Origin of the sequence: Pseudomonas sp. GM33 (assembly GCF_000282295.1) — a bacterium.
In the GTDB taxonomy this organism is placed as follows: domain Bacteria; phylum Pseudomonadota; class Gammaproteobacteria; order Pseudomonadales; family Pseudomonadaceae; genus Aquipseudomonas; species Aquipseudomonas laurylsulfatiphila.
The window spans coordinates 1-26,633 of record NZ_AKJO01000143.1 but is presented as its reverse complement, the minus strand read 5'-3'; the positions used below and the strand labels follow the sequence as shown (position 1 = coordinate 26,633).

Below are 26,633 nucleotides of genomic sequence, written 5' to 3'. Positions count from 1 at the left end.
ATAAGGTGTGATGGAGCGGCACGAAGTGGCGAACCCTGTTGGATTGTCGACGACTTCGACCTGACGATGCATTTTGCATTCATGGTTGTCTCCGGCGATTTTTGCGCCTGGCCCGGAGTCGAACCTCCGGGCACTGCGCGACTCAATCGACTTGTTGTTATGAGGTTTCTATACCGTGCCTGACCGCCGTTAATACGGTTGGCCCAGGGGGGGGTCAGCACTTGATTTTGTTCATTTCAGGGTCGTAGAACGCACGAAGGCTGGCCTCAACTTCATACCGTTTCGTCGCCACCTCGATCTCGTACTTGCCTTCTTTCACCCAGTCAGTCGTTGCACCTTCGGCGTTGCAGACATACCCCATGGCGACGTTGCCGCCGATGTAATGGCCGTACATCCCAGAGGTCGTGCGGCCGACGATCTCTCCGTTCCGATAGATCGGCTCTTCGTGATAGTTGGTAGCTTCCGGATCGAGGAACTTGAACAGGACCATGCGTTTTTTCACGCCTTCGGCTTTCTGCTTGAGCAAAGCCTCTTTGCCGATGAAACCGCCGGCCTTGTTGAAGTCCGAGGCAAACGACAGTCCGGCTTCCAGCGGGGTGTCCTCCTCCACCACGTCGTGGCCGAAGTGGCGATAGCCCTTCTCGATACGCAAGGAGTTCAGGGCGTGATAACCACACAACTTAAGGCCGTGTGGCTCGCCCGCGGCAACGATTCGGTCAAATACATCCGGAGCGAATTCAGTTGGGATGTACAGTTCCCAGCCCAACTCGCCCACGTAGGTAATCCGTGACGCTCGTACACGGGCATAGCCGAGTTCAATCTCCCTGGAGGTGGCAAACGGGAAGCCCTCGTTGGAGAGGTCGTCGGTGGTCAGCGGTTGCAGCAAATTGCGGGCGTTAGGGCCCATCACGCTGATCACGGCCATCGACGAGGTGACATCGGTGTAGACCACATTCGCCTCGTCCGGCGTGTTGCGGCGCAGCCAGTTCAGCTCGCGAGTCTGCGTCCATGGACCGGTGACGATGAGGAACGACTCCTTCTCAAGACGTGTCACGGTCAGGTCGGCCTCGATACCACCTCGCTCATTGAGCCACTGGGTGTAGACGATCTTGCCCGGCTCGACATCAATGTTGTTGCTGCAGATCCGGTTGAGCACCGACATCGCATCGCGGCCCTGGACCAGGATCTTGGCGAAGGAACTTTGATCAAACAGGCCGACGGTTTTGCGCACCGCGTTGTGTTCGGCTGCCGACCACTCGAACCAGTTTTGCTTGCCCCAGCTGTACCCGTATTCCGGCTTCTGACCCTGCGGTGCAAAGAAGTTCGCGCGCTCCCAGCCGACCACTTCGCCGTAGCAGGCATTGGCGGCCACCAAACGGTCATGGAGGATGCTTTTGCGTGCGTTGCGAGCGGACTCGAACTGACGGAATGGCCAGTGCATGGCATACAACAGGCCCAAACCTTCCGTGGTGCGGTCATACAGGTACTGAGAGTTGCCCTGAAAAGGCAAATTACGCTTGATGTCGACGTCCCACAGATCCATCGGAGCATGACCTTTAGCGATCCACTCGGCCAGCACCTTGCCGGCGCCACCCGCTGACTGGATGCCCACCGAGTTGAAGCCTGCGGCGACAAAATAGTTGCGCAACTCAGGTGCTTCGCCCAAGTGGTAGCGGTCATCAGGGGTAAAGCTTTCTGGACCGTTGAAGAACACTTGCAGCCCGGTCTTCTCCAGCGCAGGGATTCGGCGAATGGCCGCTTCCAGGTAGGGTTCCAGGTGATCGAAATCAGGTGGCAACTCGTCAAAACTGAAGCTGTCGGGAATGCCTTCATGCCCCCAAGGTTTGGCGTTGGGTTCAAAGGTGCCGATCAACAGTTTGCCGGCGTCGGTCTTGAAGTAGTTGTAGTAGTCCAGGTCACGCAATGTCGGCAGCATGATGCCGTTGATTTCCGGCATCGGCTCCGTGACCACGTAGTAGTGTTCTGCGGCATGAAGGGGAATGTTGACCCCGGCTTTCTTGCCGAAATTACGCGCCCACATACCGGCGCAGTTCACCACGAACTCAGCGTCGATATCGCCCTGAGCCGTGACGACGCCTGCGGCCTTGCCATCCTTGATTTTGATATCCAGGACTTGGGTGTTTTCAATGATTTTAGCGCCGCCCATTCGAGCGCCCTTGGCGAGTGCCTGGGTGACGTCAACCGGGTTGACCACACCGTCCAATGGCAAATACACGCCACCGACGATGTCTTCGATGTTCAGCAGTGGCCACAGGTCAAGCGCTTGCTCAGGGTTAACCACTTCACATGGAAAGCCACAGAGCTTGGCCATCGACGCGCCGCGCTTGAGTTCGGTGAAACGCTCCTGGTGAGTCGCGACGCTCAAGGAACCGTTACGCACGAAGCCAGTGGCCTGGCCGGTTTCTGCTTCAAGGCCCTCGTACAGACCAGCGCTGTACTTCGCCAGCATGCTCATGTTGTAAGTCGCACGCAGGGTCGGCACCAGGCCGGCGGCATGCCACGTCGTGCCACAGGTCAGCGTCTTGCGCTCCAGTAGCACGACATCTTTGATGCCCAGTTTGGTCAGGTGGTATGCAACGCTGCACCCGATAACCCCACCACCGACGATGACGACACGAGCCGAACTCGGAACGGTATTACTCATTTTAAACTCCAGGGCCAGCACCCCAGGCAGGGCAACTGGCTCGACGATTGGGGGTGCTTAGAACACGATGGTTTTATTGCCGTACACGAGCACGCGATCTTCGAGATGGTTTCGAAGCCCACGGGCCAATACGGTTTTTTCGACGTCTTTGCCTAACCGCACAAGATCATCGACAGACTGTTCGTGGCTGACGCGCGCGACGTCCTGCTCAATGATCGGCCCCTCGTCGAGGTCTTCGGTCACGTAGTGACAGGTCGCGCCGATCAGCTTTACTCCACGACGGGACGCCTGGTGATACGGCTTTGCGCCGATGAACGAGGGCAGGAAGCTGTGATGGATATTGATCACTTTGTGGCGGTATTTTTCACACAGGTTCTGCGGCAGGATTTGCATGTAACGCGCCAGGACGATGCAGTCCGCGCGGTACTCATCGATCAGTTGTTCGGTTTTGGCAAACCCTGCTGCCTTGTTGTCTTTGTCGACCGGTACGTATTCGAATGGAATGCCGTACCACTCAACCAGGCTGCGTAAATCCTCATGGTTGGAAATCACACAGGCGATGTCACAGACCAAGTCACCGGTCTTCCAGCGGTCCAGCAAATCGGTCATGCAGTGCGAGCCTTTGCTGCACATCAACACCACTCGCTTGAGCTGGTCACTGTCGACCAGACGCCAGTTCATCGACATCTCCTGTGCGAGCGGTTCGACTTTGCGTTTCAACACTTCGATGTCAAACGGCAAGGTCTCCGCGCGAACAACCATACGACTGAAGAAGCGATTGCTCTCTTCGTCAGAGAACTGCGAGGCCTCCTCAACCCAGCCGCCATGACTGGCGAAAAGACCCGCCGTGCGGGTGATGATTCCCACCCGATCCGGACAATCGAAAGCAAATGTATAGGTACGCTTGGCGCTCATTTCAGACTCCTTAAGACAGGGCAGCTTCAAGAGCCGGAACGGCTTCGAACAAATCGGCAACCAGACCGTAGTCAGCAACGCGGAATATCGGTGCTTCTTCGTCCTTGTTGATCGCGACGATGATTTTGGAATCCTTCATGCCCGCCAGATGCTGAATGGCACCCGAGATGCCGACAGCGATGTACAAGTCAGGCGCCACGATCTTGCCTGTCTGGCCGACCTGCATATCGTTGGAGACGAAACCGGCGTCGACGGCTGCACGAGAGGCACCCACCGCGGCACCCAACTTGTCGGCAACTTTTTCCAGCAGGGCGAAATTTTCGCCACTGCCCATGCCGCGACCGCCGGAAATGACGACTTTGGCCGAGGTCAATTCGATGCGGTCAGAGACGCTGAAATCGGCACTCAGGAATTTGGAAAGACCGGTGTCGTGAGTGACGGAAATGGTCTTGATGGGCGCCAATGCCCCCATCCGTTCGGCAGCTGCAAACGCTGTGGTCCGAACGGTCAGCACCTTGACTGCGTCAGAGCTTTCAACGGTCGCCAGGGCATTACCGGCGTAGTACGGCCGAACGAATGTGTTCGGGGAAACGATTTCCACAACGTCACTGACCTGGGCGACATCCAGCAATGCAGCCACACGAGGAAGCAAATTTTTGCCGTACGCCGTAGAGGCGGCAATGACATGACCATAGGTCGAGGTCCTCACCAGCTCGGTAACCAGAGCGGCCACATTCTCGACACCTTGATCGGCATACTCAGGCGCATCTGAAATCAGTACGCAACTCACACCTGCAAACGCAGCCAATGTCTCCGAGACACTGCCCGCTTGCTGACCTGCTACCAAAACGTCGATGTCGGCTCCAAGGCTCGCAGCCGCTGAAAGAGCGTTCAAGGTGCCTGACTTAAGAGTCCCCTCGTGGTGCTCAGCAATCAATAAAACAGCCATCAGATCACCCCCGCTTCGTTCTTCAGCTTCTCGACCAGTTCTTGAACGCTATTCACACGAATACCTGCCTTGCGCTCAGGCGGCGCCAAGACCTTGATGACTTTCAAACGAGGAGCGATATCGACACCGAGGTCGCTGGCATCAATCACCTCCAGTGGCTTTTTCTTCGCTTTCATGATGTTCGGAAGTGAGGCGTAGCGCGGCTCATTGAGGCGCAGGTCAGCGGTGATCACTGCTGGCAAACGCAGGCTTCTGGTTTCCAGCCCGCCGTCGACCTCACGAATGACATTGACCCACTCACCGACGACGTTGATTTGCGAAGCGAAAGTGCCTTGAGCGCTGCCCATCAATGCGGAAAGCATTTGACCGGTCTGGTTGTTATCACCATCGATGGATTGCTTGCCCAGGAGAACAATGCCGGGTTCTTCACGCTGGGTGACCGTGTAGAGAAGCTTGGCAATCGCAAGGGGTTCCAGATCGTTACCCGTCTTGATCAGCACGGCTCTGTCTGCGCCCATTGCCAGGGCGGTTCGCAACTGTTCCTGACAAACGTCAGGGCCCACCGATACAGCGATGACTTCGCTGGCCTGCCCGCTTTCCTTCAACTGAAGTGCGGCCTCCACAGCGATCTCGCAGAAGGGGTTTATCGACATTTTTACGTTGCTTAACTCAACGTCAGATTCATCCGCTTTGACACGGACTTTGACGTTGGCGTCTACGACACGCTTCACCGCCACCAGCACCTTCATAGCAACCTCCGAATAAGTCCAAACCTCTGGAATCCGATGCTATAAGCCCCTATACCCTCTTACAAACGATCTATATTTAGTACATGGATAAGCAGCACTTATTCGTCGATACGTCTTGCAGGTCACTTTTTTGTTTTTGCGCTGTAATAAAAAAACCCGACGCAAGCGTCGGGCAAAGTGCACCAAGCAGAGAGCAATTCCTTTGATCAGCTCGGCTAATAGCCGCTATCCATCACCGAATCTGGTACTTCGATGGCAAGCCTACCCACACGGCTTAACGGCTAAATTCAGAGGATCACTTTGCAAGCCAAGCATTAAACCGTTCGTTCAGCTCGTCAGCATGATCGCCCCACCACTCGGAATTAACCTGCAATGCCGTCGCAAAGTTGGCCGGGTCTGTCGGCATACTCGACTTCATATCGGCGTGAACCAGTGGCTGGGACGACTTGCGTGTAGGGCCATAAGCGATGTACTGACTTTGGTCAGCCATAATTTGAGTCGAGGTTGCGAAACGCAGGAAATCCATGGCCTTGGCTTTATTGGGAGCACCCACCGGCACGGCCCACACATCGATGTCATACATCTGACCGTCCCAGATGATTTTGAATGGCTGTTTTTCTTTCGCCTGTGCGGCCCAGATCCGACCATTCCAAGCGGAAGTCATCGTGACCTGACCATCTGCCAGCAACTGCGGAGGTTGCGCACCAGCTTCCCACCAAATGACCTGGCTCTTGATCGAGTCGAGCTTTTTGAAAGCACGCTGAAGCCCCTCATCGGTCTCCAGAGTGGCGTACACCTGATCACGAGGAACACCATCCGCTAGCAGAGCCCATTCGAGGTTCGCCTGGGGCGCTTTGCGTAAGCCACGCTTACCAGGATATTTTTTGAGGTCGAAGAAATCAGCCAGTGTTGCGGGGGCCTGCCCTTTGAAGGCATTGGTGTTGTATGCCACCGCCGTGCTCCAAATGTAGGCACCGACCCCGCAATCGTTCAGCGAACCTGGCAGAAAATCCGTCGCCGTGGAGCCATCGGGCGCGGGGGCAAGATCTTTCGCCGGGTTGATACGCTCCAACAGGCCGGCATTACAGGCCCGCACGGCATCCGGCATTTCCATATCGATTACATCCCAAGCCACTTTTTTCGAGTCAACCTGAGCTTTGAGTTGGGCAATCCCCCCTGAGTAATCTTCGGTACGGATCTTGACGCCTGTTTTATCGGCATAGGGTTTGATCGAGGACTGTTGCTGAGCCGCTGCGACACTCCCGCCATATGTGACGACCGTGAGGTTTTCTTGCGCCATCACGGCGAAGGAAGTCAAGCCAGAGACGAGGACTAACGCTAATTTTTTCATGATGCTCCCGATAGATTTCTAGTAAGGAAGGCAGTGTGTTCATTGAGTCGTTATTGTTTTGTTCCACGCATCGCACTAGTCACGCTTCGGTCGCTCAATCGCGTAGCGACTCTTTCTCCTCTACATGCTGGTGTAGTTGGGCCCCCCGCCTCCCTCGGGTGCGCGCCAAATGATGTTTTGACTCGGGTCCTTGATGTCACAGGTTTTACAATGCAGACAGTTCTGCGCATTGATCTGGAATCGGCTCGCTGATGCATCCTCCACAACCTCGTACACACCGGCAGGGCAGTACCGTTGCGCCGGTTCGGCATAGGTGGGCAGGTTGAACGCGATGGGGACCGAGGAGTCCCTGAGTGTCAGGTGGCAGGGCTGATCTTCTTCATGGTTTGTGTTCGACAGATAGACCGAGGAGGTCTTATCGAAACTCAGGACGTTGTCGGGTTTCGGGTAGTGAATAACCGGAGCCCAATCGGCAGTAGCCATAGTCGAGTAGTCGGGGCGCTTGTCATGGAAAGTCCAAGGCAATTTCCCTTTCAAAAGATTCAGATCAACCCAGGAGTATACGGCTCCGACTAGATTGCCAAATCGGTGCATGGCAGGACCAAAATTACGCTGCTGGTATAGCTCGTCGTAAATTGATGACGCTCTGAATTTTTCCGCATACGCTGCCAGATCCTGACCGGCCGATTGATTGACAGCAAGCGCTTCATAGATGGTGTCAGCCGCCAGCAGCCCGGACTTCATGGCTGTGTGGGAACCCTTGATCTTTGCAAAATTCAAGGTACCTGCATCACACCCAATCAGCAGACCACCCGGAAAGTGCATCTTCGGCAACGACTGAAGCCCGCCTTTCGCAATGGCTCGCGCGCCGTAGCTGATGCGCGAGCCACCACGCAGATACTGCTCATAAAGAGGGTGATGCTTGAGCTGTTGAAACTCATCAAAGGGCGAAAGATGGGGGTTGCGGTAATTGAGATCTACAACCTGCCCAATTACTACTGTGCCGTCTTCCAAGTGATACATGAAGGCGCCGCCCTGAGTGGCACTCTCGCTCAATGGCCATCCAGTGCTATGAATCACAAGCCCTGGAACATGCTGCTCAGCAGGTATCTCCCAGACTTCTTTGATGCCTAACCCGTAATGTTGAGGGTCGCATTCGGCATCAAGGGAATACTTACTAATCAGTTGTTTTCCTAGGTGTCCCCGACAACCTTCAGCGAAGACGGTTTGCTTACCGATCAGCTCGATGCCTGGCGTAAAGCCCCCCTTTTGCTCACCAGTTCGACCGACACCCATGTCAGCGGTCACAACGCCCCTGACCCTGCCCTCCTCGTCATATAGGACATCGGATGCAGGAAAGCCTGGAAACACATCGACACCGAGAGTCTCAGCTTGCTGACCCAACCAACGGCATACATTGCCAAGGCTAACGATATAGTTCCCATTGTTGTGCATCGTACTAGGAGCAAATACTCCGGGAACCCGAATGGAACGGTGTGAGCACGACAGATAGAAGATTTCGTCTGACTGTACCGGGGTGTTCAGTGGCGCGCCCATGTTTCGCCAGTCGGGAAACAATTCATTTAGTGCGGAAGGTTCGAACACAGCACCGGACATGATGTGCGCACCGACCTCTGCGCCTTTCTCGACCAGGCATACTGATAACTCCCGGCCTTCTACCATTGCCAATTGACGCAGGCGAATGGCAGCAGACAGCCCGGCAGGCCCTCCTCCTACTACGACGACATCGAATTCCATAGACTCGCGTTGCATCAAAAACCTCCACAGGCATCGAACATAGCCTCTGGAGCGAATCGTACGAGCGGTTTTACACCCACAACAAACGATGTATCAGGTGCTTATTAATAAGCTGTACTGATTCGTAGGTTGCCACGTTGAGAGTTCCACAATCCGTCAGCCGCTCATCGCGAGGGATTCGAGAAAGGTCTCCAATACCAAATGGGGACGGCGACCTTTTCGGGTGACAGAAGCCAGCGTCAGGTCGTAAAAACAGGAGTAGGGCTTCAACGCTCTGAGCCTTTCTTCTGCAACCCAGCTCCGCGCATAGTGATCAGGCAGGTACCCAATGTATTGGCCAGTAAGAATCAGGAATGCCATTCCCTCTCTGTCCGATGCGCTGGCCGTGCAGTTCAGCGCTTGATAATGCTCCTGGATGGTTGCAGGTAAGCGGAATGTCGGGGCTATGGCGTCCTGCTCCTGAATACGCTGCTCACTTAAATTCAGATCCTTGACGAAAAACAGAGGATGGCCAACACCGCAATAGAGCTGAGAACGCTCACTATACAGCGGCTGGTATTCAAGGCCTGAAAGCGCACCGACCTGAGGGATTACGCCTACGTGCAGACGGCCGTCCAGCACGCCTTGCTCCACTTCACCAGGTGTACTCATTCGAATCTGGATCTGAACATCAGGCCCTTTTTTCTTTAGGGAAGCCAATGCATCCGTGACGCGCATGTGAGGCATCGTTACCAGGTTATCCGTCAAGCCAATGATCAACTCGCCCCGGAGATGACTGTGCATCCCGTTGACCTCGCTTCGAAATCCCTCCATCGCCGACAACAAGCGTAAACAGGCCTCATACACCTGCTGCCCATCCTCCGTCAGGGAGAACCCGGCACGTCCCCTCTGACATAACCGTAAGCCTAATCGCTGCTCAAGCTCTGTCATTTGCTGACTGATTGCGGACCTGCCAATACCGAGAACGCTCTCTGCAACGGAGAATCCCCCGCACTCCACGACACTGCGAAATATCTTGAGCATCCGAACATCAAAATCAGTGACTTGAGCAACTGGATTGGGACGGCGCGCTTTCATAGTTTAGGTAACCTGAAACTAAGGGTATCGAAAGGTGTGTTTTATCGAATCTAAGCGCGTGTCAGTTTCTAGGCAAGCCTTGAATTCCATTTCAGGACGCTCAACAAGGCCATCTATCCGATTGACCACTATGAGTATCTCTCCACGAGGACCACTGCTCATGAACACACAACAGGCTCACGAACTTCCCTTGGCCAGCCAGCTGAAACTGGATTCACACTGGATGCCGTTCTCCTCGAATCGCAACTTTCAGCGTGACCCACGTTTCATCGTTTCTGCGCAAGGCAGCTGGCTGACAGATTCCGACGGCAGAAAGGTCTACGACAGTCTGTCAGGCCTGTGGACCTGCGGTGCAGGCCATTCGCGCAAGGAGATCCAGGAGGCCGTAGCCCTTCAGTTGGGCACGCTTGATTACTCGCCTGCATTTCAATATGGCCATCCGTTATCGTTCATGTTGTCAGAGCGCGTCGCTGACCTCATGCCCGGCGACCTGAACCATGTGTTCTATACCAACTCGGGCTCCGAGTGCGCGGACACTGCGGTCAAAATGGCCCGGGCGTACTGGCGCCTCAAGGGTCAGTCGACCAAGACCAAAATGATCGGTCGAGCACGCGGCTATCACGGCGTGAACATCGCGGGCACGAGCCTGGGTGGCATCGGTGGCAACCGCAAGATGTTCGGTCAGCTGATGGATGTCGACCACCTGCCCCACACGTTGCAGCCGGGATTGGCCTTCACCAAAGGAATGGCGGAAACCGGTGGTGTGGAACTGGCAAATGAGCTGCTCAAACTCATTGAACTGCATGACGCGACGAACATCGCAGCCGTTATTGTCGAGCCGATGTCGGGCTCCGCAGGTGCCATCGTGCCTCCCAAAGGCTACTTACAGCGCCTTCGTGAAATCTGCACTCAACACAACATCCTGTTGATCTTTGACGAAGTGATCACCGGGTTCGGGCGGATGGGCACCTGGAGCGGCGCGGAGTATTTCGGCGTGAAGCCGGACATCATGAACGTGGCCAAGCAAATCACCAATGGAGCCATTCCAATGGGCGCCGTGATCGCTTCCAGTGAGATCTACCAAACCTTCATGAATCAGACGAGTCCGGAATACGCGGTCGAATTTGGCCATGGCTACACCTACTCGGCGCACCCGGTTGCCTGCGCTGCGGCCCTCGCAACACTGGATTTGCTGGAGAAGGAAAACCTCATCCAGCAATCAGCTGATCTGGCACCGCATTTCGAACGCACATTGCACGGCGTCAAGGGCGCAAAACACATCGTTGATATCAGGAACTGCGGCCTCGCAGGCGCTATTCAAATTGCACCCCGCGAAGGTGATGCAATTGTTCGCCCGTTCGAGGCTGGCATGGCGCTTTGGAAAGCGGGTTTCTACGTGCGCTTCGGTGGCGACACCCTTCAGTTCGGGCCAACCTTCAACGCTAAACCTGAAGATCTTGACCGCATGTTTGACGCCGTCGGGGAAGCCTTGAACCACATCGATTAACGCAACAACGCGCAGGCAAACCACCCGTGCTGGCGAGTCAACTCCGCCAGCATCACTTCTAGTTTCAATCTTGCAGGTCTTCATCCATGAGCATCATTCAACACCTGATCAACGGCGAACATATCGCCACCGCCGGCCGCACTGCAGACGTGTTCAACCCTTCCACGGGTGAGGTCATCCATCAGGTCTCACTCGCGGATCGCGCCACCGTTCAACACGCCATTGACGTCGCGACAGCCGCGTTTCCTGCATGGCGCAAGACGCCGGCCGCCAAGCGCGCCCAGGTCATGTTTCGTTTCAAGCAGTTGCTTGAGCAGAACGAAGCCAAAATCGCGCAGATGATCAGCGAAGAGCACGGCAAAACCATTGAAGATGCCACTGGGGAACTCAAACGTGGTATCGAGAACGTCGAGTTTGCGTGCGCGGCCCCAGAAATCCTGAAGGGTGAGTTCAGCCGCAACGCTGGCCCGAACATTGATGCCTGGAGCGACTTCCAACCCGTCGGAGTTGTGGCTGGTATTACGCCGTTCAACTTTCCGGCGATGGTTCCACTCTGGATGTATCCGTTGGCCATCGTGTGCGGCAACTGCTTCATCCTCAAGCCTTCCGAGCGCGACCCCAGCTCTACCCTTTACATTGCAGAGTTGTTGATAGAAGCGGGTTTGCCTAAAGGGGTGATGAGCGTAGTTCACGGTGACAAAGAAGCTGTCGATGCGTTGATCGAGGCGCCGGAAGTGAAAGCATTGAGCTTCGTAGGGTCGACGCCTATCGCTGAATACATCTACGCCGAAGGCACCAAACGCGGCAAGCGTGTCCAGGCCTTGGGCGGCGCTAAAAACCATGCCGTGCTGATGCCGGACGCTGACCTGAACAATGCCGTTAGCGCCCTGATGGGAGCAGCTTACGGCTCCTGTGGCGAACGCTGCATGGCGATTTCCGTCGCCGTTTGTGTGGGCGACCAAATCGCCGATGCTTTGATCGATAAGCTGGTACCGCAGATCCAGGCGTTGAAAATTGGCGCCGGCACATCTTGCGGTCTCGACATGGGACCACTGATCACCGGCGCCCACCGGGACAAAGTGAAGGGCTACGTGGACGAAGGCGTTGAGTCGGGGGCCGATCTGGTCGTTGATGGTCGTGGACTTCAGGTGACCAACAACGAAAATGGCTTCTTCCTGGGTGGGTGCCTATTCGACCGCGTGACGCCTGAAATGCGCATCTACAAGGAAGAGATTTTCGGTCCCGTGCTTTGCATCGTGCGCGTAGCGAGCCTTGAACAGGCCATGCAACTCATCAACGATCACGAGTACGGCAACGGTACTTGCATCTTCACTCGCGACGGTGAAGCTGCGCGCTTGTTCTGTGACGAAATCGAAGTCGGCATGGTGGGTGTGAACGTTCCGCTACCGGTTCCGGTGGCGTACCACAGCTTTGGCGGCTGGAAGCGCTCGCTGTTTGGCGATCTTCATGCGTATGGTCCGGATGGTGTTCGTTTCTACACGCGTCGCAAGGCGATCACACAGCGCTGGCCACAACGTGCCAGCCATGAGGCTGCGCAGTTCGCGTTTCCAAGTAACAGTTAAGGGAAAGGAGCCCGCCTTTGGCGGGCTCCTGAATCCTCACCCAGCCCGCAGAGATTAGCGAAGCTCCGACTCCAGCCAAGTGCAAAAGGCTTGTGCAGCCCCTGATAGCGGCTTGTTGTGCGGCTTCAGCAAGTAGAACCCGGCAAGACACTCAATGCTCTGATCGAGCGGCGACACGAGCTGTCCACGCAGCCTGGATTTCTCCACGAGTTCCTCGTTAAGCAGACACACGCCTGCGTTTTCAATCGCCATACTCGCCGCAATTGCGTAACTGTCGACGTAGAAACGCTGATAGTTTTCTGCCTCGCCTTGCGGGTAATTCGCCAGCCAGTCGCTCCAGCCATTGGGTGTACCCAACACATCGATCAAGGGCAGGCTGAGCAATCCCCCGGCACTTCGAAGTTTGGCAGCAACGTCCAAGGAGCAGTAGGGTTTCAGCTCAGTCGAGAGCAACTGTTGGATGTCGTACTGCTGCCAGTTACCCGCACCGTAGCGAATCTCCAGCTCTGCGCTGGAAGGTGGAGCATCCGCCTCCCAGTTAACGCCGTACATGCGAAGAGAAATTTGCGGATACAGCTCAGCAAACCGCTCCATACGGGGGGCGAGCCACAACTGCGCAAAGGAGTTGTTTACGCTCAATTCAAGTACGCCTTGGGCGACCGAGCTGAAGATGTTGTTCATCCCTTGGTGCATATGCCAAAGGCCTTCCCGGACCACGGCCAAATACGCCCGCCCCGATACGGTCAGCTGGATCGAACGTGTTTGCCTTAGGAATAGCGCCTTGCCAAGTTTGTGTTCGAGCAATTTTATCTGCTGGCTGACCGCAGACTGGCTCATGTTCAGTTCAATCGCCGCAGCCGAAAAGCTCAAATGTCGCCCTACTGATTCAAACGTCCGAAGCCAGTTGAGCTGAAGATTGGTCAACGACATCGCGGCACCCCGACATAAGCCCTACTTATAAATGACACTGGTATACATCGTTTGTAGTGCCATCTCAAGCGCCTTAGCATCGAATCCAGACGCCCGGAGCCCCGGCGAATCATGTCTCCAATTGACCCGTCAAAGGATCCCCCCGAGATGAAATCGGAAGCCAAAGTTTTAGTGATTGGTGGTGGTATTACTGGTGTGAGCACGCTTTACCATCTGGCCAAATCCGGCTGGACGGATGTCATGCTGGTGGAGAAGCTTGAACTGACATCTGGATCAACCTGGCACGCCGCGGGCAACCTTCCTTCGTTCAGCACCAGCCTGAACATCATGAAGCTTCAGAAAAACAGCATCGAGCTGTACCAACAACTCGCGGAACAGACGGATCAATCGGTCGGTCACCACCAAACAGGTTCGATCCGGCTCGCGCATACCAAGGAACGTCTGGATGAGTTCAAACGGGTCGCAGGCCTCGCTACGCTTGCTGGTTTGAGTGGCGTAGAAGTTGTCGACAATGAGCGACTGAAGGAACTGCATCCCTTCCTGGACACCACCGGATTGCTGGGTGGGCTTTGGGACCCGTATGACGGTCATATTGATCCGACCAGCGTGACCAATGCCATGGCGCAATTGGCACGTGGTTACGGCGCTACCATTGTTCGGCACAATCCGGTAACCGCGATTACTCAACTCGCCGACAAAAAATGGGAAGTGACTACCGAACAAGGTGTCATTCACGCAGACATTATCGTGAACGCCGCAGGTTTCAGGGCCAATGAAGTGGCTGCGATGATCGGCCATCAATTCCCCATCTGTTCCCTGGAACATCAGTATCTGGTCACCGACAATATTCCAGCCTTGATGGACAGAGCCCACCACCTTCCCCTGCTTCGTGATCCCGATATTTCCTACTACCTTCGCCAAGAGGGCAAGGGGCTGATCCTCGGCCCGTACGAGAGAGAGCCGGTGGCCTGGGCAGTCGATGGGGTTCCAACGACGTTCGGTCAGGAACTGCTGCAACCAGAACTGAACCGTCTCGAAGGCATCATCGGTGCAGCGATGGAACAGGTGGGAATTATTGGTGACGGTGGGATCAAGACCGTGGTCAATGGGCCTATCGTGTACACCCCAGATGGCCTTCCCCTGCTCGGTCCCGTGCACGGCTACGACAACTACTTCGCTTGCGCTGGGTTCAGTTTCGGAATTACCCAGGGCGGCGGCGCAGGCCGTTATCTTGCTCAGTGGATCATCGACGGGCACCCCGAGGTTGAACTTTGGGAGCTGGATTCCCGACGCTTTGGTAGCTACGCCAATCTTTCCTACACCGTCACCAAATCGCTTGAGCTGTACGCCAACGAATACCAACTAAGCTGTCCGAACGAATACGCGATGCGCCCGGCGTGTCGCGAAGTGAAGACCACGCCGATTTACGAAATACTCAAGCACAAGAATGCCGTGTTCGGCGCTTATTACGGCTGGGAGCGTGCCAGCTGGTTTGCACAATCTGCCAATGCCCCTGTCGAAAACTTCAGCTACAGCCGGGGCAATTGGGATGCGGCAGTCCGGTCGGAATGCGAAGCCGTGCAGAATCGTGTAGGTATCCTCGATCTGAGCGCCTTCACAAAATTCGAGATCTCTGGAAAGGATGCTCGTTCATTTCTGGATCGGATCAGCCCCAACCAGGTTCCTGCCAAATGCGGGGATATAGCTCTCGCCCATGTACTCACCCCATCAGGTAGCGTGGCGTGGGAGTTCTCCATGACGCTGCTGGAAAGCGGCGCATTTTACCTGATGTGCCCGGCGGCTTGTGAGCTGCTAATTGAAGATTGGCTGCGGCAACGGGCAACAAAGTACGCAGATATCTCCATCGCGAACATCACTAGGGATTGGGGCACGCTAATCCTGGCAGGCCCTAGAGCACGAGAAGTACTGGCAAAACTCACCGACGCCGATCTGAGCAATGAGGCGTTCCCATGGTTTACCGGCCAGGAGATCCAGGTTGTCGGCGCTCCCGTTCGAGCATTGCGGATGAACTTTGTCGGCGAACTGGGGTGGGAACTTCACCACCCACTCCAACATCAGCAAGCTCTATACGAAGCCCTCGTCTGGGCGGGAGAAGCACATGGAATCGTCGACTTCGGGCTGCGGGCCATGGACTCGATGCGTATCGAAAAGGGCTATCAAATCTGGGGCCGCGAGCTGACAACAGAGTACTCGGCGCTGGCTGCCAACATGAGCTACTTCATCAAGACCGATAAAAGTGATTTTGAAGGGCGTGCGGCAGTGCTGGCGGAAAAAGAGAAGCCGAGCCCCCACCGTCTCGTGCTGATGGAAGTTCAAGCGGGCCCAGCTGATGCATTGGGTAGCGAGCCCATTTTCCATCAAGGGAAACTGGTAGGGCTTACCACATCCGGAGCCTATGGTTATCGCGTTAATAAGAGTTTGGCCATGGGCTTCATCAAGCGCGAACTTGCATCCCTGGATACTGAACTCACCATCACAATTCTGGGTGAAGAATGCTCCGCGAAAGTCATTCGTGGATGCCTTTACGACCCGAAAGGCGAACGCCTGAAATCTTGATTATGCAACTGCCTTCAAGAACGTGGAGGCAGCTTTCTGACCGCTAATGGGTAGGACGAAATGACCAATACACAACCTTTGGATAACGCGCCCAATGCAGAGGCCTCCATAATCGATGGGAAGGCGTTTGCCGAAATCTTGCGCAAGAATGTTGCAGTCGGTGCAAGGGCCTTCAGGGAGAAGCGCGGCAGGGCACCGGGGCTGGCTGTCGTCCTAGTCGGGAGCGATCCTGCTAGCCAGGTTTACGTGAAAACCAAAATGAAAAAGGCGCTTGAGTCCGGGATTGACTCCTTCCCTCACCTACTCGAAAGCGATACGTCCGAAGCGGACCTGCTGAACCTGATCGATAAGCTGAACAATGACCGCTATGTACATGGGATTTTGGTGCAGCTCCCGTTGCCCGCCCATATTGATGAGTCGAAGGTTATTGCGGCAATCAACCCGGCCAAAGATGTCGACGGTTTCCATCCGATCAATGTGGGTCTGCTAGGTCAGGGGAAAGCCAAACTGATTCCCTGCACTCCCCTGGGATGCTTGATGATGTTGAAGGATCAGATCGGTGACCTCAGTGGCAAAAAAGCGGTGATTGTCGGCAGGTCCAACATCGTCGGAAAGCCAATGGCGAATTTGCTCTTACAAGAAAACTGCACGGTCACGATTGTGCATTCCCGAACGCGGGATCTCATCACTGAATGTCGCCAAGCCGACATCCTAGTGGTCGCAATTGGGCGGGCGGAATTTATTGATGCAAGGGCGATAAAGCCAGGTGCAGTGGTCATTGACGTTGGCATCAACAGAGTCGAGAAAAGTGGAGTATCGGTTCTAGTCGGTGATGTCGATTTCGACTCTGCCAAGGACATCGCAGCGGCCATGACTCCAGTTCCCGGCGGCGTTGGCCCCATGACAGTTGCTTGTTTGATGAAGAACACCCTGGCAGCTGCGGAGGCGATTGAGAGTAATACTGCTGCACGCTACTGACAGTATAAACAGCGACTTGACCTGACAATGGCGCGCTTCCGGCTGTGCTTGTCAGGTCAAGAATTTGCTGATCAATATGCCTGTCAAACTTCCTTTCCAAAACTCCCTGTCGCCACAGACTGCAATCGGCCAAAAGCAGCCAGTCGGTTGCTGTGCTGGCGTTAGTACTCGAAATTATCCTTCACGCCTGGAAAGTCGAAATACTCTCTCGGCACTGCAGTCAGAAATCCCCCTTGTGAAGTCTGTCTCCCCTGAGCACCCGCAATTGAACGCAGGTGCTCACAGTGCTATCACTTCAACGGTATGGCCGACAGGCAGGGCCGAATTGACAGGCCACGTACAAGTAACTCATGTTCGATGAGACCGGCGATGCGGTGCCTTTCTTTCGCAGATTAACGGGCAGCTACTTGAGACTCCCGGCCAGGAACTGCTGCAACCGCTCGCTTTGCGGTTGTTCCAGCAGCGTGCCTGGCGCTCCCGACTCCTCCACCCGCCCCTGATGCAGAAACATGACGTGGTTCGACACCTGCCGGGCAAACGCCATTTCGTGGGTGACGACCACCATCGTCCTGCCCTCTTCGGCCAGTTGCTGCATGACCTTGAGCACCTCACCCACCAGTTCAGGGTCAAGGGCCGAGGTCGGTTCGTCGAACAGCATCACCTCGGGTTCCATGGCCAGCGCACGGGCAATGGCCACCCGTTGCTGCTGGCCGCCGGACAAATGCACCGGGTACTGGGCCTCGACTTTTTGTGGCAGCCCCACCTTGGCAAGGTAATGACGCGCCCGCTCCAGTGCCTGCGCCCGGCTGATACCGAGCACGCTCATCGGGCACTCGATGATGTTTTCCAGCACGGTCATGTGGCTCCACAAATTGAAGTGCTGGAACACCATCGACAACCGGCTGCGCAGGCTCCGCAACTGCCCGGGGTCAACCACACACAACTCGCCCCTCGGGTTTCTGCGGGTGAGCAACTCTTCGTCGTTGACGACAATGCGCCCGGCCGACGGTTGTTCAAGATGGTTGATACAACGCAGGAAGGTACTTTTCCCGGACCCGGAGGAGCCGATGATGCTGATCACATCACCCGCCCTGGCCCTGAGCGAAACCCCTTTCAGCACTTCATGGTTGCCGTAGTTTTTATGGATATCTTCAACGATCAATTTATACATTCGAGCAAGTCCGATAGGGGTCAGTGCGTGCGCGGTTTGAGGTAGGCCAGCCAATGCAGTTCGCCGCGTCGAAACAGCCAGATCAGGAAAAAAGCACAGGCGGCGTACAACACGCCGGCAATGCCAAAGGCAGTGAAGGATGCATAGGTCGCCGAGTTGACATCCCGGGCGATCTTCAGCAAATCGGGCACGGTGGCGGTAAAGGCCACCGAAGTGGAATGCAGCATCAGGATCACTTCATTGCTGAAAAATGGCAGCGCACGGCGCAACGCCGACGGCAGGATGATCCGCCGATAAAGCGTGAACCGGCTCATTCCGTAGGCACTGGCGGCCTCGACTTCACCGTGGGCGGTCGCCCTGATGGCGCCGGCAAAAATCTCGGTCATGTAGGCGCAGGTATTGAGCCCGAACGCGAGCACCGTGCAGTTGAAGCCGTCACGGAAAAACGCGTTGAGAAAGTCCTGGGACCGCACCACATGCAAGCTGTACACCCCTGTGTAGAAGAACAGCAGCTGGATGTACAACGGGGTGCCACGAAACACGTAGGTGTAGCACCAGACCGGCAGGCGCAGCAGCGGGTTGCGGCTGACGCGGGCCATCGACAACGGCACCGCCAGCAAAAAGCCCATCGCCACCGCCAGAATCAGCAGCCACAAGGTGACCACCAGCCCGGAAAAGTGTGGCCCGTCACTCCACAGGTAAGCCTGCCAGTAGTTTTCGAGAATCGCGGTCATAGCGCAGCCTTCCTGACGCCGACCGAGTAGCGACGCTCAAGCCACAGCAACACGCCATTGGAGACCGTGGTAATGGCGAGGTAAATCAGGCCGCCGACCAGGGTGAAGTAAAAGAACTGCATCGAGCCCTTGCCCGCATCCTGCGTGGCCTTGACCACGTCGGTCAGGCCGATGATCGACACCAGGGCCGTCGACTTGATCAGCACCTGCCAGTTGTTGCCGATGCCCGGCAAGGCGTGACGCAGCATTTGTGGAAAGAGGACCTTGCGAAAGGTTTCCCCACGGGTCATGCCGTAAGCCCTCGCCGCTTCGATCTGCCCCACCGGGACGGCCTGGAAGGCGCCGCGAAACGTCTCGGTAAAGTAGGCCCCGTAAATGAACGCCAGCGTCACGACACCGGCCAGAAACGGGTCGATGTCTATCTGAGTGATGCCCAGCCAGTCGGTCAGCCGGTTGAGCAACATCTGCAGGCTGAAGAACAGCAGCAACATGATCACCAGGTCCGGCATGCTGCGGATCACGGTCGTATACCCTGAGGCCAGTGCGCGCAACAATCGATTGGACGACAACTTGGAACTGGCGCCGATCAGTCCGGCCAGGACGGCGATCAGCAATGAACAAAGCGCCAGTTTGACGGTAGCCAGGGTGCCCAGCAGGATCTGCGGGCCAAAACCTTCCAGAAGCATCTCACTCTCCTTGTTCTTGTTAGGGTGAGGTGAAGGGGGCAATAGAGCGCTCGAACGAGCGCCCTGCTCAAGGTCACGACGACGAGTTACCGGGCGCCGTTACCGGGAGCCGTAGACGTCGAAATCGAAGTACTTGTCGTTGATCCGCGCGTAAGTACCGTTGGCGAGAATGGTCGCCAGGGCCTTGTTCAAGTCTTCGCGCAAGGCGACATCTTCCTTGCGCAAACCAAGGCCATCGCCGACGCCGAAGAAGCCCGGGTCCTCCAGGGTGGCACCGGCAAATTCATAGTCCTGACCCGCCGTTGTTTTCAGGAAGCCGTAGCTGGCTTGAATGGCACCCTGCAACGAGGCATCAAGCCGCCCCACTACCAGGTCGGCGTACACCTGGTCCTGATTCTGATAGGAAAGAACGTCCACGCCCTTGGAACCCCAAACCGCTTTGGCATAGGACTCCTGGGTCGAGCCCTGCTCCACACCGATGCGCTTGCCCTTGAGCGATTCGAGGGTCGGCTGTAATCCCGATCCACGTTTGGCCACCAGGCGTGCCGGTGCATTGGACACCTTGTCGGTAAACGCAATCTGCTCAAGGCGTTTGGGGGTGATGGTCATCGAAGACGCCACCGCATCGAACTTGCGCGCCAGCAGTGCCGGGATCATCCCGTCCCAACTGCTTTCCACCCAGACGCAGCGGGCTTTCAGTTCGGCGCACAACGCTTCGGCGATGTCGACCCCGAAGCCCGTCAGCGTGCCATCCTGGTTCTTGTATTCCAGCGGTGGGTACGTCGGGTCGACTCCCAGCTTCAACACCTTGCCGGACCAGTCGGCCGCCCCCGCCAGGCTCGAGGCCGTCAGGAACACCAGGGAAACGGCTGCAATCATCTTGTTCATTTTTATTCCTCTCAGACCGTAGATTTTTTACCGGCACAACGGGTGGAACTGCGCCGTCTCAACTCAGAAAACGTTCGACCAACTTGACCCAATAGCTCGCGCCTACCGGCAGGCAGCCGTCATTGAAGTCATAGCCGGGGTTGTGCAGCAGGCACCCGCCTTCGCCCTCGCCGTTGCCGATCACCAGATAGCTGCCGGGGCACTTTTCCAGGACAAAGGCAAAGTCCTCGCTGGCGGTGAATGGCCGCAAGTCTTCGATCAGGTGTTCATCTCCCAGCCACTCGCGGGCGACTTCATGGGCAAATGCCGTCTGTTCGGGATCGTTGATCAACACCGGATGGCAATGCTGGTAATCGATGTGGACCCGGGCGCCGAAACTCTCGGCCTGGCCCTTGACCAATTCGGTGATCCTGACCTCCAGCAAACGGCGAACCTCGGGGGTCAGGGCGCGTACGCTCAGGCTCAAGTCGGCGCTGGACGGGATGACGTTCGAGGCGCTCCCGGCATGCAGGGAGCCCACGGTGATGATCGCCATCTCCTGCGGGTTGACGTTGCGCGAGACGATGCTTTGCAGGGCCATCACGATCGAGGCGCCAACCACCACCGGGTCGACGGCTTTGTGCGGCACCGCGCCATGGCCGCCGTTGCCGATGATCTTGATGTTCACCGTGTCGGCAGACGCCATGAACGGTCCACTGTAAAAACCCAGATGCCCGACGGGATAACCCGGCACGTTATGCATGGCGAAGATCGCGTCACACGGAAAGCGTTCGAGCAGTCCGTCCTCCAGCATTTTCCTGGCACCACCCAGTCCCTCTTCCGCCGGCTGGAAAATCAGGTGCACGGTGCCGTTGAATGCCCGTGTCCGGGCCAGATACTGACCCGCCGCCAGCAGGATGGCGGTATGACCGTCGTGACCGCAGGCATGCATGACACCGTCTATCCGGCTGGCATAAGGCAAACCGGAGGTTTCCTGGATCGGCAATGCATCCATGTCGGCGCGCAAGCCAATGGACCGACCCTCGCCATTTTTCAGGGTGGCAACGACCCCGGTCTTGCCCACCCCGGTGCTGACCTCAAAGCCCCACTGAGTCAGACACGCGGCAACCCGCTCACTGGTGGCGAACTCTTCAAAACCCAGCTCAGGGTGCGCGTGAATGCTGTGACGTATCGCGATCATTTCATCTTGCATCGCGGCAATACCAGGCAGGACCAAACCGGCATTCATGAGTGTTCTCCTTCGAGGGCTGTGCGGCAGCGAAAGCGCTGTTGGGCTCGATCTTAGGGAACTGGCGCTGGGCTGGGGAGCCGCAGTTTGGTTATGATGACAACCATGAGTTGTCACCAGGGTGAGCAGATGAAACTGCATCAATTACAGGCGCTGATTGCCAGCGCCGAAACCGGCAGCATCCGCGCGGCCGCTCGTTCGCTGGAGATTTCCCAGGCTGCGGTGACCAAAGCGTTGCGCGAACTGGAAACCAGCCAGCAGCTACCGCTGTTTACCCGAACCTCCAGCGGTCTGAACTTCACCGAATACGGCAAAGTGCTGCTGACTCATGCCCGGCTGGTGATCAAGCAACTGGAGCACGCACAGACCGAGCTCGATCACATGCGCGGGAAGGCCCAGGGCCGGCTCTGTGTCGGGATCACCCCATGGGTTGCCCTGACCTTCCTGCCCGAAGTCGTGTCGGTATTTCGCGAGCGTATGCCACAAATCAGGCTGGAGCTGTACGAAAGCCTGATGGCCGTTGCCCAACCGCTGTTGCGCGACGGCAGCATGGACTTCGCGATTGGCCAACTCCATCCCACCCAATCGACCCAGGAATTCGCCAGCGAAACCTTGCTCGATTACCAGACCTCGGTGCTGGTCCGCGAGGGGCACGCCCGACAGCATGCGCGATCGATCCACGAGTTACTGGAAGAAAACTGGACCCTGAACTACGCGCCGGACGGGCACGATGGGCTGATGCAGGAACTGTTCTGGAAACACGGCGCGCAGATTGACGAAAATCGAATCGTGCGTGCTCATTCACTGGCCATTTTACAGATGATGGTCGAGCGGGCCGACATGTGCACCTGGGGGCCTTCCATCGTGAGCACAGCCCCGCCATTCCTGGGGCGCGTGGTATCCCTGGGGTTGGCCGAGCAGTTCGAGCCCCGGCAGCTGAGCATCGTGACGCGCCGCGATGGCGCTCTGAGCAATCCGGCAGTCTGTTTCACCGAGTGCTTGTTGCAGGTCATTCGGCGCCATGCGCGTTCGGCCAAAAAAGAAGACCGCGCGCTGTTTGAAACCTTGCGGCTGCGGTGAGGTGAGCCTGGCCGCGCTCAAGGCGTCATCGCAGACTATTCTTGATCTGGGTAACCCACCGGTCGCACCGAAGGAGGTCTCTCGTTGATGCACTGTGTCCTTTTCAAAATCCGCTGATCCAACGGTCTGGGGCACAGCCCCAGGCACCTTTGTCTGCCCCCTGAAACGGAGACGCCAGCATGAGCACCTTGCAACTTCACCCCGCACTGGACAATGGCATCCAACCCGCCGCCGCGAATTTCACCGGTGGCACCCTGCAATGCCTGTGTGCGACCGACAAGGTCGAAGTCAGGATCGACGCACAAACCCTGCATAACCACGCGTGCGGCTGCAGCAAATGCTGGAAACCACAAAACGCGATATTTGCCGTCATCGCCGTGGTGCCTCGAGATAAGGTCAGCGTCATTGCCCACGGCGAAAAACTGGAGATTGTCGATGCAGCCGCCACCATCCAGCGCCACGCCTGCAAGCAGTGTCACGCCCATCTCTTCGGGCGCATCGAGAACAAGGACCATGCGTTTTATGGCCTGGACTTCGTCCACACCGAGCTTTCGCCACAGAGTGGATGGGCGGCGCCGGGATTCGCGGCGTTCGTGTCCTCCATCATCGAAACCGGCACAGCGCCAGCGCAAATGAAGGCTATCCGCGAGCGCTTGCGCTCGATCGGCCTGGAACCCTATGACTGCCTGTCCCCGGACCTGATGGACGCACTGGCGACCCATGTCGCCAAACAGAGAGGCCTGCTGCCCGCCGCCTGATCGATCGGTCGCCGCGGTTTCTTGTCCGGACCGCGGCGCCGATTCACCTTGAGATTGAATCCAGTCACCCCGCCCCCGGGGGACTCATATGCCCCCACCGATGTAACGAACTATTTCGTGGATATTTACCTATAGAGAGGATCCTTATACGATGAGGCCCGCATCCACTGCTCTCCCTCAGGCGCGAGTAAACCATCTAAATTTAGTGCATGACAAAGCGACTTGAAAATTGAGCTTTACAGACGAAAAACATTGCGCGGGCAAATACGCGAAACCGGATACGGACTCAATCGCCCCCACCTATAAATACAATATCATTGAGCACCCGAACAATGAACAGCACTAGCCCCCCGACTGAATTCCCCAATAATTTCAGCATCGTCATCGTGAACTACAAGACACCGGAAATCACCAAGATATGCTTAGAGTTATTGCACCAGCACGTGGGTGGCCACAACGTCCCAATCTGGGTGGTTGACAACTACTCGGCCGATGAAAGCACTGAATACTTGCGAACACTGGACTGGATCAACTTGATCGAGCGATCCGTTTCCGAACCGGAAGCAGGCCATATCGCGCACGGCAAGGCACTCGACATGGTGCTGGAGCGAGTCGACACCGATTATTTGATCCTGATGCATACCGACACGTTCGTTTTCGATAAAAATGTCTTTCCGATGATACTGAACAAGTGCATCAATAATAAAAAAGTCGCAGCCGTCGGGTGTGTAGAGCAATTAAATCGTGGCACCGCGAGAACGCTTTGGCGCTTTAGTTCGCGACTGTTCAAACACCACTACAGACGCATTAAAACCTCCATGGGATTACGTTCCAGAGAACCAAAACCCTATAGAGAGGTCTATTTGAAGAGTTTCTTCACATTGTGGAACTGCAAACTCGTCAAACAGCACGGCATGCACTTCTCGATGGATGATCGTGTTCCTGGATATACCCTTCAAGACCGAATGACCCAACTTGGTTATGTCGTTGAAACTTTATCGCCACGTAAAATCTTCAGCTATCTCGATCATATCCAGGCGGGGACTGTTGCAGCGGCTGGCGGCTATGGAAAGACTCATAGACGAACCAAAATGTACAATAATATACTTAAGCGCCTGAACAAGGGTGACGGCAAGGCTTAAGCTACGCCGACACGCATAAGCCAGTCACCCGCAGGTCGTTATATCAAGTTATCGGAGCAATAATGGCAGTCATCACTCAGGCACTACCCATCACCCTCTCACCGGAGCTTGATTTCGACCAGAACGACGCCAGCGCCTTTGGTGAGTCATTGACTGGCCAATATGTGCAGGCCACGCCATTTCCGCACATCGTCATCGACAACTTCTTGCACGAAGACCTGATTGCAAGCATTTGCTCGAACTTCCCGGTCGAGCCAACCAACAACGAAATGCTCTACGAGCGCGGCTATAAAGGGCAACGAAAGCGTCAAATCAGCCCCAACGAATGCTCTCCGTTTTTAAAGACTGTTTTCAATGCTTTCAACTCGGCACCCATGCTGCAGTTTCTTGAGAAGTTAACCGGCATCGAAGGCTTGATACCTGACCCCTACTTTACCGGTGGTGGCTTGCATGAAACGAAAAGCGGCGGTTTCCTGGGGGTGCACTCGGACTTCAGGCTCAACAAGAAGCTTAACGTCGAGCGCAGGCTGAATATCATTATTTATCTGAACGAAGACTGGAAAGATGAGTATGGAGGCAACCTGGAACTTTGGGATGTCAACATGAAAACCTGCCTTAAAAAGGTCTTGCCCATTTACAATCGCTGCGTCGTTTTCAATACAGACAAAGACAGCAACCATGGGCACCCGGAGCCTTTGACGACCCCAGAGCACATCACTCGCAGGTCTATAGCGCTTTATTACTACACCGCCGGCACCTTGGCGATCGATCCCGCGCAAAGAAACAAAACCCACTACAAACCAAGGCCCAAAGATCGTTTCAGCCTCAAGTACTACATGAATAAATTAATCAAGAAGAAAAACTGAGCCATACCGCCAGACGATTGAGTTCGTGCTTTTCAGGCTTTAGTTCGGTCGCGAGTAGCTCCGTCGGGCACCACGCCGGCAAGCCGAAAGCCTCTGGATCGCTCCTGCTGCAAGGGTAACGGAACGGAAACGCTAACGTGGGTGTCAGCTGTTTAGACACCCCTGTTTCTTCCCTCAACCCAAATGAAGCGGTGAAGTCATGAACAATATTATCTACCTCGTTGGCGCCGTCGTGATCGTCCTGTTTATCCTGTCGTTTGTCGGCATGGTCTGATCCAGACTGCCAGATGCCAAGGGCAAAAAAGCCCGCTCAATAGCGGGCTACCTGGAACAGCCCCAAGTGACCAAGGGCTCTCACCCCTGACGTTCGGTGTCTCGAGGGGGCCTCGTTGTTGGGTGGCGCATGCGTTCCCCTGTAGGAGCTGCCGAAGGCTGCGATCTCTTGATCTTGATCTTGATCTTCAGCAATCTCCAGATCGCAAAATCAAAATCAAAAGATCGTCCGAACGCGGCCCGAGCCTTCGACAGCTCCTACATTATCTGTTTTCCCCCGGGATGCCGTTACAAACCCTTGCGCAAATCGTCCTCCAGCTTTCGACAAACCTCTGCGATGATGCTTTTTCCGACTGCCGGGCCGGAGTAGCTCTCTACTTCCTCGCGGCATTGTTCGGTGGCATCACGGGCCTGCATGCTTTGCTTGTCTCGCGATGTGTTGCTGACATAAAAGCCGACTGCCAGGTACAAGGTGATTGCGACAGTGATTCCGACGACGATCTTGCCGACCCGGCCAATTTTCTTTTCTGACGGTATTGGCCATCCGGGCGAGATTCGTATTTTTTGCCTGAGGTCGGATTGGCAGTGTTTACATAAAATGGCTTCAGCCATGATGACTTCAGCGCAATAGGGGCAACTCTTTTTTCCAGCCTCCACAGATGAAACTCCTTTTTCAAAACGAGATTCTAACATTGGGTTCGGGGGCGAGAGACAGCGTCGCTGCTCAGCCGGTTGACTCCACAGCCAGAAACGGACAGTCGAGCGTGC

General features: G+C 55.9%; 22 protein-coding genes. 8 read left to right on the top strand and 14 right to left on the bottom strand.

Annotated features, from left to right (window positions below; all coding sequences use genetic code 11):
• Positions 1-214: 214 nt before the first annotated feature.
• From PMI26_RS06020 to PMI26_RS0129800, 7 genes are all read right to left on the bottom strand, one after another.
• On the bottom strand, positions 215-2,665 hold the full coding sequence (locus PMI26_RS06020) for a GcvT family protein (RefSeq protein WP_007978235.1): 2,451 nt from the start codon (positions 2,663-2,665) through the stop codon (positions 215-217).
• Between the two features lie 57 nt (positions 2,666-2,722).
• The gene (gene purU, locus PMI26_RS06025) at positions 2,723-3,580 is read right to left on the bottom strand and encodes a formyltetrahydrofolate deformylase (protein WP_007978233.1); all 858 of its coding nucleotides are present in this window, start codon (positions 3,578-3,580) and stop codon (positions 2,723-2,725) included.
• A 10-nt stretch (positions 3,581-3,590) separates the two neighbouring features.
• The gene (locus PMI26_RS06030) at positions 3,591-4,529 is read right to left on the bottom strand and encodes an electron transfer flavoprotein subunit alpha/FixB family protein (protein ID WP_007978230.1); all 939 of its coding nucleotides are present in this window, start codon (positions 4,527-4,529) and stop codon (positions 3,591-3,593) included.
• Positions 4,529-5,278: an electron transfer flavoprotein subunit beta/FixA family protein gene (locus PMI26_RS06035; RefSeq protein ID WP_007978228.1), complete on the bottom strand. Its 750-nt coding sequence runs from the start codon at positions 5,276-5,278 to the stop codon at positions 4,529-4,531. Before PMI26_RS06035 ends, PMI26_RS06030 begins: the two co-directional genes overlap by 1 nt.
• Positions 5,279-5,573: 295 nt before the next feature.
• Positions 5,574-6,629: an ABC transporter substrate-binding protein gene (locus tag PMI26_RS06040; RefSeq protein WP_007978226.1), complete on the bottom strand. Its 1,056-nt coding sequence runs from the start codon at positions 6,627-6,629 to the stop codon at positions 5,574-5,576.
• 120 nt (positions 6,630-6,749) lie between these two features.
• The gene (locus PMI26_RS06045; RefSeq protein WP_007978225.1) at positions 6,750-8,402 is read right to left on the bottom strand and encodes an electron transfer flavoprotein-ubiquinone oxidoreductase; all 1,653 of its coding nucleotides are present in this window, start codon (positions 8,400-8,402) and stop codon (positions 6,750-6,752) included.
• Between the two features lie 141 nt (positions 8,403-8,543).
• Positions 8,544-9,464: a LysR family transcriptional regulator gene (locus tag PMI26_RS0129800; protein WP_033048197.1), complete on the bottom strand. Its 921-nt coding sequence runs from the start codon at positions 9,462-9,464 to the stop codon at positions 8,544-8,546.
• 160 nt (positions 9,465-9,624) lie between these two features.
• On the opposite strand from PMI26_RS0129800, the gene PMI26_RS06050 reads away from it, so the two are divergent.
• Both PMI26_RS06050 and PMI26_RS06055 read left to right on the top strand, forming a co-directional pair.
• Positions 9,625-10,971 carry an aspartate aminotransferase family protein gene (locus PMI26_RS06050; protein ID WP_007978219.1) on the top strand — a complete coding sequence of 449 codons (1,347 nt, stop codon included), beginning with the start codon at positions 9,625-9,627 and terminating at the stop codon, positions 10,969-10,971.
• A gap of 86 nt (positions 10,972-11,057) precedes the next feature.
• Complete coding sequence (locus PMI26_RS06055; RefSeq protein ID WP_007978218.1) at positions 11,058-12,554, top strand: CoA-acylating methylmalonate-semialdehyde dehydrogenase; 1,497 nt, start codon at positions 11,058-11,060, stop codon at positions 12,552-12,554.
• A 54-nt stretch (positions 12,555-12,608) separates the two neighbouring features.
• Here PMI26_RS06055 and PMI26_RS06060 read toward each other — a convergent pair whose 3' ends face one another.
• Positions 12,609-13,484, bottom strand: a complete 876-nt coding sequence (locus PMI26_RS06060; protein WP_007978216.1) for a LysR family transcriptional regulator — start codon at positions 13,482-13,484, stop codon at positions 12,609-12,611.
• Between the two features lie 147 nt (positions 13,485-13,631).
• Between PMI26_RS06060 and PMI26_RS06065 the strand changes: the two genes are divergently transcribed.
• Both PMI26_RS06065 and folD read left to right on the top strand, forming a co-directional pair.
• Complete coding sequence (locus PMI26_RS06065) at positions 13,632-16,061, top strand: FAD-dependent oxidoreductase (RefSeq protein WP_007978213.1); 2,430 nt, start codon at positions 13,632-13,634, stop codon at positions 16,059-16,061.
• Between the two features lie 60 nt (positions 16,062-16,121).
• Complete coding sequence (folD, locus tag PMI26_RS06070; protein WP_007978210.1) at positions 16,122-17,039, top strand: bifunctional methylenetetrahydrofolate dehydrogenase/methenyltetrahydrofolate cyclohydrolase FolD; 918 nt, start codon at positions 16,122-16,124, stop codon at positions 17,037-17,039.
• A gap of 403 nt (positions 17,040-17,442) precedes the next feature.
• Here folD and PMI26_RS06075 read toward each other — a convergent pair whose 3' ends face one another.
• The 5 genes from PMI26_RS06075 to PMI26_RS06095 all read right to left on the bottom strand — a co-directional run bounded on the left by PMI26_RS06075 (position 17,443) and on the right by PMI26_RS06095 (position 21,746).
• The gene (locus tag PMI26_RS06075) at positions 17,443-18,210 is read right to left on the bottom strand and encodes an ABC transporter ATP-binding protein (protein ID WP_007978208.1); all 768 of its coding nucleotides are present in this window, start codon (positions 18,208-18,210) and stop codon (positions 17,443-17,445) included.
• Positions 18,211-18,230: 20 nt separating this feature from the next.
• On the bottom strand, positions 18,231-18,944 hold the full coding sequence (locus PMI26_RS06080; RefSeq protein WP_007978207.1) for an ABC transporter permease: 714 nt from the start codon (positions 18,942-18,944) through the stop codon (positions 18,231-18,233).
• Positions 18,941-19,630 (bottom strand): ABC transporter permease, encoded by a 690-nt coding sequence (locus PMI26_RS06085; protein ID WP_007978205.1) that lies wholly within the window; start codon positions 19,628-19,630, stop codon positions 18,941-18,943. The genes PMI26_RS06080 and PMI26_RS06085 overlap by 4 nt, the downstream gene beginning before the upstream one ends.
• A gap of 99 nt (positions 19,631-19,729) precedes the next feature.
• Entirely contained in the window at positions 19,730-20,518 is a 789-nt protein-coding gene (locus PMI26_RS06090; RefSeq protein ID WP_007978202.1) for an ABC transporter substrate-binding protein, read from the bottom strand.
• 58 nt (positions 20,519-20,576) lie between these two features.
• Complete coding sequence (locus PMI26_RS06095; RefSeq protein WP_007978200.1) at positions 20,577-21,746, bottom strand: M20 aminoacylase family protein; 1,170 nt, start codon at positions 21,744-21,746, stop codon at positions 20,577-20,579.
• 129 nt (positions 21,747-21,875) lie between these two features.
• Between PMI26_RS06095 and PMI26_RS06100 the strand changes: the two genes are divergently transcribed.
• From PMI26_RS06100 to PMI26_RS06115, 4 genes are all read left to right on the top strand, one after another.
• Entirely contained in the window at positions 21,876-22,826 is a 951-nt protein-coding gene (locus PMI26_RS06100) for a LysR substrate-binding domain-containing protein (protein ID WP_007978198.1), read from the top strand.
• 179 nt (positions 22,827-23,005) lie between these two features.
• Entirely contained in the window at positions 23,006-23,584 is a 579-nt protein-coding gene (gene gfa, locus PMI26_RS06105; RefSeq protein WP_007978196.1) for an S-(hydroxymethyl)glutathione synthase, read from the top strand.
• 332 nt (positions 23,585-23,916) lie between these two features.
• Positions 23,917-24,726: a glycosyltransferase family 2 protein gene (locus PMI26_RS06110; protein WP_007978194.1), complete on the top strand. Its 810-nt coding sequence runs from the start codon at positions 23,917-23,919 to the stop codon at positions 24,724-24,726.
• A 62-nt stretch (positions 24,727-24,788) separates the two neighbouring features.
• Positions 24,789-25,592, top strand: coding sequence for a 2OG-Fe(II) oxygenase (locus PMI26_RS06115; RefSeq protein WP_007978192.1), 804 nt, complete (start codon positions 24,789-24,791; stop codon positions 25,590-25,592).
• A gap of 561 nt (positions 25,593-26,153) precedes the next feature.
• Here PMI26_RS06115 and PMI26_RS06120 read toward each other — a convergent pair.
• A partial coding sequence (locus PMI26_RS06120; protein WP_238540838.1) for a hypothetical protein occupies positions 26,154-26,633 on the bottom strand: 480 nt, incomplete at its 5' end.